Genomic DNA, 9,092 nt, shown 5'->3' with positions numbered 1-9,092 from the left:
CGATCTCGGGCCGTGCCGCGACCTAAACCTACCGATCTCGGGCCGTGCCGCGACCTAAACCTACCGATCTCGGGCCGTGCCGCGACCTAAACCTACCGGCAGCCGCGACCTAAACCTACCGATATTTGGCCCGTGCCGCGACCTAAACCTACCGCCCCAGATGCCTTACTCACAGGAACCTCGCAGGTTATCAACAGACTTATCCACACTATTAAGATTCTGCTCGGCGAGGGCTTGCCGCTTACTGGCGGCCTTGATTTCGGCCACGAATTCGCGCGATGGGTAAAGGGTGTAGACCACATCCTCAATCTTCCTGTGTTCGCCATAAATAATCTGCTTATCGGGCGTGCGGGCCAATAGCGGCGGTTGGCAGTTGGTCAATTCCGCAAAGGCATCATCCACCGCGGCCAAGGCATCGCGTGGGCGCCCGTACGCGCCCAACAGCCCGCTGTCACGGGTGATAGTCGAAAACCTTATTTCAAAGGAATTCAGGACGTTGGCATTGAGATATTTAAGGCTCAAGACCTTGTTTAGCCAACGGGCCAACTGGGTCTTGTGACTCATCAACCGGGCGTAGTTGAACTGCCGATACGTTAGATCGTCGAAAGCCCTACTGGCGAGCCTGTTAAAATCCGCGAACCATGTCGCCTTCGGGTCTTCGGCCAACGTGTCCTTGGTGACTCTGTTCATGTTGGTGAGGATGTTACTATGGCTGGAAAACCCTTTGCCCTTCTTGTCGGCGGTCGTCGTAATGACTGTAGTCCGCGCCATAACCTCAAGGCTGAGAATGATTTCGTTATAGCTGCGTGTGTGGCCGCGTCGCGCCAGCTCCTTGCGCACCATATACAGAGTGAAGACCACGCCGGCGCGCGTCTCGCTGGCGTCGTAATAGCCGCAATCTTTGTCGGCAGCTATTTTGCGCAACACGTCCTCGACCAGCTCTTCGTTGGCGCTTGGTAGATAGTTGCGGACGATCCCATCCCGACCCTTGATCGCACATGGCTGGATAGCGATGTTCAGGTCCCGGCCCCGATACCGGAATGGGACCTCCACGAGCAACGGAAAGGTGCCGGCCTTGCGCCACTTCTCTTGCTGTTGCCGGGAGACGACATAGCGCGGAATGCTATCCCATAAGTCGAGGACGTTCGACAGGGAATCGCGTTCTGCGTCGCAGTTGCAGAGAAGTTTTTTAAATTCATTCATTTGCGGACTACTGAAATCCTTCGGCTTAGGTGGCACAGGCGGCTTTTCTTTATCAGTCTTGATAGTCTCGGCGCACATCATTGTCACGCCTGAAGGCCATCGGTGGCGGATTCGGAATCATTTGCCGACTCCATCTGCATCAAATCGATAATCTCGATGCCGAGCGCGGCGCACAGGGTTAACAAGACATCCAGTGTGACATTTTTTTCGGCGCGCTCGATCTGTCCCACGTAGCTCTGAACGATGCCGCATTGCTGCGCCAGCTGGCTTTGTGTCAGTTTGGCCTGCCGGCGCGCGACCCGCAGATTGGCCCCGATCTGCCGTAACGTTTCCCGATTGGTCATATCTTAACCTGCCTGCGTTCGCTGAACTGGGTTGAAAAAAGCGCTATAAGCGACGAATATATCTAGCTTTTAGTGCTTTTGCATTTTGAAAGCACTAACAGCGATAATCGCGCTTACTTCAACTGAGAATGTCGATGTCCGAACTCAACACAGTACGTCTTCGCTTGGCGCGTGAGCGACTGGGCAAAAATCAAATTGAACTGTCCAAACTCCTGGGTACTGCCCCCGGACTGGTGGGACAGTGGGAGCGCGGCGACAAAGAGCCCTCGCTGAAGAAGCTCAAGCAGTTGGCAAAGGCGCTGGATGTCCGCGTCGGCTGGTTGCTCGACGACCACGAGGGCGATCTGACCCCGGCATCTACCCAAAGTGGTGCGAATTCGCGGCGGCGCAGCGATCAGTACGATTCGCGGGAGGCTGTGTTGGCGGACTACCAGGCCCCGGCCGGACTGCGCGACCTGGCCAACGATGGGGGGCTCGTGACGGCGCTCGGGATCGACGCTCGTGAATGGTCGGCGCTCGGGTCGTGTGTGTTTTACGACGGGCTGACCAAAGATGGTTACTGCGCTGCGCTGATGATCTTGCGGACCTGCGCCATCGAAGCGAGGCGGCGTGAACTCGGGGGGAAGCCAGGGCGGCATGTCGCCGCTGCCGTCGACGAAACACAGTACGCTTCGTGACGGTGTGACATCAATGTGACGAACGCTAGGGGCAGCGTGGCCTAATGTGACACTTGCTGTCGCAGTGAGGCAGCAGAAAACGGTTGTAGCCCATTGATTACAAAAAGCATCCAATGCGCACGTTGGATTCGGGAGGCGGTGTCCTGGGCCCAGTCTTATGCACGCGAGAACCGCGACCAGATGATGCAATTGATCCTGGCGGCCCTGGCCCGGCACCTGCCGCCCTTCCAGGCGACCATGACGGTGGTCAACTGCCACCACAACTATGTGGACCGGGAGCATCATTTTGGTAAGAACGTCTGGGTGACCCGCAAGGGGGCGATCCGGGCGCGGGAGGGTGACCTGGGGATCATCCCCGGCAGCATGGGCGCCAAGAGCTACATCGTGCGCGGCCGAGGCAACCCGGAGAGCTTCTGCTCCTGCGCCCATGGCGCCGGCCGGCGCATGAGCCGCACCGCCGCGGAGAAGCAGTTCACTGTCGCCGACCTGACCGCCCAGACCGCGGGCGTCATCTGCCGCAAGGACCAGGGCGTGCTCGACGAGATCCCAGGCGCCTACAAGGACATCGACCAGGTCATGGCCAACCAGGCGGACCTGGTGGAGGTGGTGCATACCCTCAAGCAGGTGGTGTGCGTGAAGGGGTAACCCATACCCGGCGATCCGACCAGGTCGGTCGCCGGGTTGCAATCCGGACCGCGCTCCCATGCGCACAACCATGGGGTGGCGAGTCGCATGATCAGTCAGGTCTGTGAGTGGGAGGCACCTGTGGAGGAGTTCGAACAAGAGCATCAGTTCGCCATCGATAGCGCGGATGGCAAAGATCTCATCGCGGAGTATCTGAGAACAGGTGCCGACGACGTGTTGGAGCATTTCTTCTGGGTGCGCGCCGAGTGGTGCGGCGGTTATCCGTTGGTGCACGATCGGTTTGTCACCTATGGCGCATTTGGTGACCTGCTGGACGCGCTCGAACCCGAACACCGCTACCGGCTGTTGCCAAAGATGCTGCAACTGGCCGAGGCTGTTCCGGATACGCATTTTCACTGCGCCCTGTTCCTTTTGGCCGAACTGATCCCGGACGACCGGATCGGGAAAAGGCCGGCGAATTTCTCCGATGTCTTTCTGCGTTTGCGTCTGCGTGCGGGAAAGCTCGGCTTCTTGCCAAACCTGCGGTGTACCTGGGACGGCCTGGCGCAGAAACAGCGCTATCTCGTCTCGCCTCGAGACCCACTGCGTATCTACACGCCGCGGCAACTCGGCCTGACCAGTGAATGGAAGACCTTCTTCTGGATTCCTTTGCAGGACTGGACCCGCTCAGGGATGAAGGACTGCCGCGCGTCCACGCAAGACCTGCGCGAGAAAATCCAACACCTGGGCTGCCTTCCAGGCGACCGTAGGCTGATCTACGTCACCAGGATCGAAAAGACCTGGTATTGGGTCTGGCGTCTGCCCGGGAAGACGGGAACGGCACATCTGGCCCGGATCGTCTTCCTGCGCCAGCCCGCGAAGGGGGATTTAGGGCTGGGTCACTGGGACCTTTACCAACAGTTTCACGAGCGGGACACGCCGGAAGCGATATCAACGCGTTTACTGGAGATCGAGTTCCGGCCGCACCATCTGGATTTCTGCGAGCGCAACAGCGACGGCTGACAGACCAGGAGATACCAGCATGACTATACCCGCTCATTTGGAAAGGCGATTGATCTTCTCATGAGTAAAACCGACCCCGATGGCTTCGTCCCCATCGTCACCGTCATGCCGGACTACGGCATGGCGCCCTTCCTGTGGCTCGTCGATCGCCCAGATGAGGGTGTCGTCGGCGTCAACATCTGTAATGGCGCCTACTGGGACGAGTCTTACCCAATGTCGGAAGGACTGTGGCGGAAATTTGCGGACTGGGCCATCGCGTTCGACCGGACTCAGTTCTACTTCGAAGACTACGATGCGGACGGATGGGACTGGCTGGCCTTCCATGCGCGCGGCCTGCAACTGGCGCGTTGGCTCAAGGAGGAGGTGAGCGATGCGTACCGGGTCGTTTACTTGAAGCCTTTCGAAGACCCCAATAGCCGCCTAGACGAACAGAGAGAAATCCTCCCCGATGGCACCCTGATCGCGCGGCCCGCGTTGAGCGACCCCGTCCCGGATCGGTCGCGCCTTTGCCGGCACATCGTCTCGGGCGGTCAGACCGGCGCGGATCGTGGTGCCCTGGATTTTGCCATCACGCACGGCTACACACACGGCGGCTGGGCACCTTCCGGACGCGCGGCCGAGGATGGGCCCATCCCGCTAAAATATCAGCTCATCGAGTTGGCCGAAGGCGGCTACCGCGAGCGCACCCGCCGCAATGTGCAGGACAGCGACGGCACCTTGATCGTCAATCTGGGCGAACTGGATGGAGGCACCTTGGACACCCGAGTCTTCGCCCAGGACCTGGGCAAACCCCAGCTCGTCGTGCCGCTTGACCTCGGGGTATCGGCGGAAACGGTGGCAGGCGTCGTTGCGTGGCTGCGCCAGCATGCTATCAAGACACTGAACGTGGCTGGTCCACGCGAGAGCAAGCGCCCGGGCATCCATCGCTTGACCGGAGAGTTACTGAAGGCAGCCGATGCCGCGATCCGCTCCGCGTGATGGGCGAAGGCAACTGAGATGGAAATGATCCTGTTCTCCGGCATCCCGGCCGCCGGCAAATCCAGGCTGTTCAAAGAGCGGTTCGTGGAGACGCATCTGCGCATCAACCTGGATATGCTGCGGACCAGGCACCGCGAGTCGCTGCTCGTCAATGCCTGTCTGGAGGCCAAGCAGCCCTTCGTGGTGGACAATACCAATCTGACCCCCGAGCAGCGCACCCGCTACATCATCCCGGCACGGGCCGCCCGGTTCCGGGTGGTGGGTTATCGTTTTCACGTCGCCTTGGAGGCTGCCATCGCCCGCAACACAGGCCGCATCGGGCGGGCTCTGGTGCCTGAGCATGCGCTCAGAAGCGCCCTGAGACAGTGGCAACCGCCGGACTGGGACGAAGGATTCGACGCCCTGTTCGAGGTCTGGAGTGGATCTGACGGATTCCAACTCGCGGAGATCGATCATGCGCAGTGACGACCTGGAGACCCGGATGCGCCGCTTCGAGGCGACCATGGAAGCCCAGATTCCACCGGGTTTCCAGATCGTCGCCCGCTTGGACGGCCGGAGCTTCACCCGACTGACCCATGAGGTCTGCGACTTCGCGGCACCCTTCGACCGGGGCTTTCATGACCTGATGGCGGTCGCCAGCCGCCACCTGATGGAGTGCGGCTTCAACATCCTGCTGGCCTACAGCGAGAGCGACGAGATTTCGCTGCTGTTCCACCCGGACGAGGGCAGCTTCGGCCGCAAGCCGCGCAAGTGGATCTCGGTTCTGGCCGGTGAGGCCAGCGGCGCCTTCTCGCTGGCCCTGGGGCGAGCAGCAGCCTTCGACGGCCGACTCTCGGTCCTACCCGGACCGGCGCAGGTGGTGGACTATTTTCGCTGGCGCATGAACGACGCGGCACGCTGCTGCCTCAATGGCCATGCCTATTGGTTACTCCGGGGCCAGGGGCTGAGTGCGCGGACGGTCGCCGGGCGCTTGCAGGGCATGAGCCGCGCCGATAAACACGAGTTGCTGTTTCAGCACGGAATCAACTTCGATGCCCTGCCGACCTGGCAGAAGCGCGGCTTTGGCGTTTACTGGCAGGAGCGACAGATCGCCGGTCATAACCCGCTGACAAATCAAGAGACCCTAGCGCGCCGGAGGTCACTTTACACGGACGACGAGCTGCCCTGGAAGGACGACTACGCCGCCGCCATCAGGCGGCTTCTCGCGGGGCTGGAATTCCGCGCTGCGGATGTTGACCTAAGCCCCAGGACCCCAACTTGCCGCAGTTGATGGAAAGTCTGCATGCACAACAGGAAGTGCCATCGACCCCGCCCAGAACGCCAACCGGTTGCCCGCCCAGGAAGTCCAGCACCTGCGCCGCGGGCACCACAACCACCCGTCCGGCTTGCCGAAACCCGAGACGATTTTGGCCACCAACTGGGGCGAGGGCGATGCGGGCCGCAGTGCGAATCGTAGCCTTAATCTGCTGGCCGATGGTTTCCGGGAAGCCGACCAAGTGCCTGAGCTCGTTCAGGTCGAGAAAGACCTCGTCGATGAAGATCGCTTCCACGACCGGGGGACCGGCGGCCATGACCACGGGAATCTGGCGGGCGACTTCCAAAATAATGTGCCATGTGCGGGGGTAGGTGGACCGCGTCCAGACAGCGGTGGTGGGCCACGTGCCTGGTCAAGTGAACGCCGAAGCGGTGCACCTCATGGAATCATGATGCTGACGCTCGATAAAGGTAACGGCCACGAGGTTAGCAATGACGAATGGCCGCAAGGGACACACGAAACGCAATGGCCGACGTGCTCCCTGCCGTTCCGACCTTCCCTGACATTGGCTCACCCGACCCTACCGGGTGCCTTCGCAGGATGTCCGGACTCTACCCAACCGTTTCGTGAGTCGACGCCAAGTACTCTTGGATGAGCTGCTTCACCAGGTCCTGAACCGTACGCCCCTCCTGTACCGCCCGAATCTTCAGTTGTTGGCGCATCTTCGCTGGGATCTGAACGTTGAGCCGCGCGGTGGGCTCCTCAGCGGCCAGTGCGGTCAGCGGCGCCAGATCCGACGGTGTCCCGCTGCCTGCGGCGGATTGCCCGGGGCGGGGCTTGACCTTCAAACGCGGTTCAGACATCGAACGCCTCCTGGATTTGCTTGAGCAGGTGGTGAATCTCCCACGCGGCCGGTCCCGCGGGCTCATCGTCCATGGCGGTGGACCCGTCGGCCATGGACCGCGCGAAGATCGTGCGATCATAGATGGCCCCCTGCAGGATCGGGAACCCGTAGGTCTTGATCGCGTCGGCGACCTCCCGCGCCAGGAGGGTACCCTTCTTGGCCCGGGTGACGACGAAGGCCGCCGCGGGGCGACCGTCCGTGACCGTCTGGCGCGCTTGGATCATCTCAACCAGCGGGTCGCACGCCCATATATCTAAAGGAGAGGGCTGGATCGGGATGAGCACTAGGTCCGCCGCCTTGACGGCCGCCGCGATCATCTTCTCCAGCTTGGCGGCGCCGTCGATGAAGACCCACTGATAGGGTGCGCCCAGGGAAATCAGGTCCCGATCGAGCGTCGGCCGGTCCAGGCCGATCACCGGAAAGCCGGCCTTCCCGTCCCCCGCATTGTGCCAGTCCCGGGCGCTGCCTTGCGCGTCGGCATCGGCGAGCAGGACCGTCTGTCCCTTGAGGTACAGCGCCCGGGCCAGATGGGCGGCCAGGGTGGTTTTCCCGCACCCGCCTTTGGGGTTGAGGATGGCGACGACGTTTGGCACAGGTTTAACTCCTTGGTTGATCGAGCTTTGTGACATGATTTCAACGGTTCCTCGCTTCCCTGCTTCCTGGCTTCGGCGCTGGGTTCCTTCCTCGCTTCCTCGCTTCCTCACTTCCTCTCACCGTTCGTTCCTTTGAAGCCGCCTGCCCGCGACATCGCGTTGCGCGGCTGGATCGAGGGCGACGCCGTTTGAGTTCGGCACCCCCCATTGCTTCCCGCCCTCCTACCTTCACCGCTTCCTTGCTTCCCAGTTTCCGCGAGACGGCGAAAACCCCATCCGGCAACACGGAGGGGACGTATCGGCATCCGCCCGGTCCCCGCCAACGCGCTGACATCCTCCCTTCTCAACTTCCCGGCTTCCTACCTTCCTCGCTTCCTTATCTCCAAGGAACCTTGGAAGCGACCAAGGAAGGAACCCCACTTCCGTCACGCTGGCGCACCAGCCCCAAAGAACTGCGCCATCCCCCCTTCGCGCGCCCGCAGCTTACGCAGATACCGCCGGATCATCCGCTCATCCTTCCAGCCCCCGGCCTGAAGAATCCCCGCCGTCGAGACACCGGCCGCCGCCAGGTCCTGGGCCGCGCCGACCCGCAGCGAGTGTCCGGAGAAGGCCGCCGCATACCGCAGCATCGCCCGCCTAACCTCCCGGCGGTCGCTGCCCGTCACGTCCAAGGTGCCGTTCGCCATGGCGATCCGCGCCACGGCGAGCTTGACCACCGTGTTGACCTCCGGCGCGCTCAGGCGCTGTGCGGTGACCAGCAACACGGCCGTTGGGCCACGCCCGCCGTTGGAGCGCAAGCGGGTGAACACCGGTCCCGCCTGGATGTCACCGCGCGCCATCCAGGTGCGCAGCAGGTCCGCGGTCAGCGGCGCCAGATACCGGGGCTCCGGCTCCGCCTCCAGCCGCTGCTTGGTCGGGCGCAGCATCACCAGGGCACCGTCGCCGTCGGCGAACTCCAGGTCCGCGACATCGATGGCCACCAACTCGGCGCGGCGCGGCGCGCCATGGTGTTGTGGCCGACCGCCAGCAGGACGGCATCGCGCAGCCCCTTCAGGTCCCCGGGGTCGCGGGTCAGCACCGCCAGGGCGTCCAGCACATCGGCCCAGCGCAACGGCGCCGCCTGGTCCTGGCCGCCACTGCCGCGCGTCTTCGCCTTGACCGTGTTGCGCACCATCGGTGCCTTGGTCGGATCGGGCGCATCCAGGAGGCGATGCAGCGTACTCAGGGTACACAGGTAGCGCAGTACCGTGGCGCGGGCGCGGGCCGGTTCCCCGTCATAGCCACCCAGCATGTCGGTCACGAACCGCACCAGCAGTTCCGGCCGGGTCGGGAGACGGATGCGGTCGCGTTCGTCCGGATACCAGGCCGCCGCCCGACCCAGTGCCCAGGTGCGGAAGACCGCCCAATCGCAGGCCCAGGCGATCCGGGTGTTCGGCGCGGCGGCCTCCAGCGCGGTGGTGATGGAGAGGCTCGAGGTCGCCAGCCAATCGT

The 9,092-nt window shown here is 62.5% G+C and carries 10 protein-coding genes and 2 pseudogenes; 6 read left to right on the top strand and 6 right to left on the bottom strand.

Annotation, left to right across the window (positions count from 1 at the left end):
• Positions 1-165: 165 nt before the first annotated feature.
• Both QZY44_RS14440 and QZY44_RS14435 read right to left on the bottom strand, forming a co-directional pair.
• Positions 166-1,284, bottom strand: a complete 1,119-nt coding sequence (locus QZY44_RS14440; protein ID WP_295447373.1) for a hypothetical protein — start codon at positions 1,282-1,284, stop codon at positions 166-168.
• A 2-nt stretch (positions 1,285-1,286) separates the two neighbouring features.
• Positions 1,287-1,547 (bottom strand): helix-turn-helix transcriptional regulator, encoded by a 261-nt coding sequence (locus QZY44_RS14435; RefSeq protein ID WP_295447371.1) that lies wholly within the window; start codon positions 1,545-1,547, stop codon positions 1,287-1,289.
• Between the two features lie 134 nt (positions 1,548-1,681).
• Between QZY44_RS14435 and QZY44_RS14430 the strand changes: the two genes are divergently transcribed.
• The 6 genes and pseudogenes from QZY44_RS14430 (at position 1,682) to QZY44_RS14405 (ending at position 6,119) form a co-directional block, all read left to right on the top strand.
• Positions 1,682-2,224 (top strand): helix-turn-helix transcriptional regulator, encoded by a 543-nt coding sequence (locus QZY44_RS14430; RefSeq protein ID WP_295447369.1) that lies wholly within the window; start codon positions 1,682-1,684, stop codon positions 2,222-2,224.
• Between the two features lie 135 nt (positions 2,225-2,359).
• A pseudogene (locus QZY44_RS14425) lies at positions 2,360-2,869 on the top strand (RtcB family protein); the annotation flags it as partial.
• Between the two features lie 120 nt (positions 2,870-2,989).
• Entirely contained in the window at positions 2,990-3,871 is an 882-nt protein-coding gene (locus QZY44_RS14420) for a hypothetical protein (RefSeq protein ID WP_295447365.1), read from the top strand.
• A gap of 60 nt (positions 3,872-3,931) precedes the next feature.
• Complete coding sequence (locus QZY44_RS14415; RefSeq protein WP_295447363.1) at positions 3,932-4,849, top strand: putative molybdenum carrier protein; 918 nt, start codon at positions 3,932-3,934, stop codon at positions 4,847-4,849.
• A 24-nt stretch (positions 4,850-4,873) separates the two neighbouring features.
• On the top strand, positions 4,874-5,314 hold the full coding sequence (locus QZY44_RS14410) for an AAA family ATPase (RefSeq protein ID WP_295447361.1): 441 nt from the start codon (positions 4,874-4,876) through the stop codon (positions 5,312-5,314).
• Positions 5,304-6,119, top strand: coding sequence for a tRNA(His) guanylyltransferase Thg1 family protein (locus QZY44_RS14405; protein WP_295447359.1), 816 nt, complete (start codon positions 5,304-5,306; stop codon positions 6,117-6,119). The genes QZY44_RS14410 and QZY44_RS14405 overlap by 11 nt, the downstream gene beginning before the upstream one ends.
• A gap of 596 nt (positions 6,120-6,715) precedes the next feature.
• Here the strand turns inward: QZY44_RS14405 and QZY44_RS14400 are convergent.
• From QZY44_RS14400 to QZY44_RS14385, 4 genes and pseudogenes are all read right to left on the bottom strand, one after another.
• The gene (locus QZY44_RS14400) at positions 6,716-6,967 is read right to left on the bottom strand and encodes a hypothetical protein (protein WP_295447357.1); all 252 of its coding nucleotides are present in this window, start codon (positions 6,965-6,967) and stop codon (positions 6,716-6,718) included.
• Positions 6,960-7,601 (bottom strand): ParA family partition ATPase, encoded by a 642-nt coding sequence (gene parA, locus QZY44_RS14395; protein WP_295447354.1) that lies wholly within the window; start codon positions 7,599-7,601, stop codon positions 6,960-6,962. Before parA ends, QZY44_RS14400 begins: the two co-directional genes overlap by 8 nt.
• A 425-nt stretch (positions 7,602-8,026) precedes the next feature.
• Positions 8,027-8,581 carry a tyrosine-type recombinase/integrase gene (locus QZY44_RS14390; RefSeq protein ID WP_295447352.1) on the bottom strand — a complete coding sequence of 185 codons (555 nt, stop codon included), beginning with the start codon at positions 8,579-8,581 and terminating at the stop codon, positions 8,027-8,029.
• Positions 8,527-9,092 (bottom strand): annotated as a pseudogene (locus QZY44_RS14385) (hypothetical protein); the annotation flags it as partial. The gene QZY44_RS14390 and the pseudogene QZY44_RS14385, both read right to left, overlap by 55 nt.

This window comes from uncultured Thiodictyon sp. (genome assembly GCA_903837595.1).
Classification (GTDB): Bacteria; Pseudomonadota; Gammaproteobacteria; order Chromatiales; family Chromatiaceae; genus Thiodictyon.
This window is presented reverse-complemented; position numbering and strand designations above follow the sequence as displayed.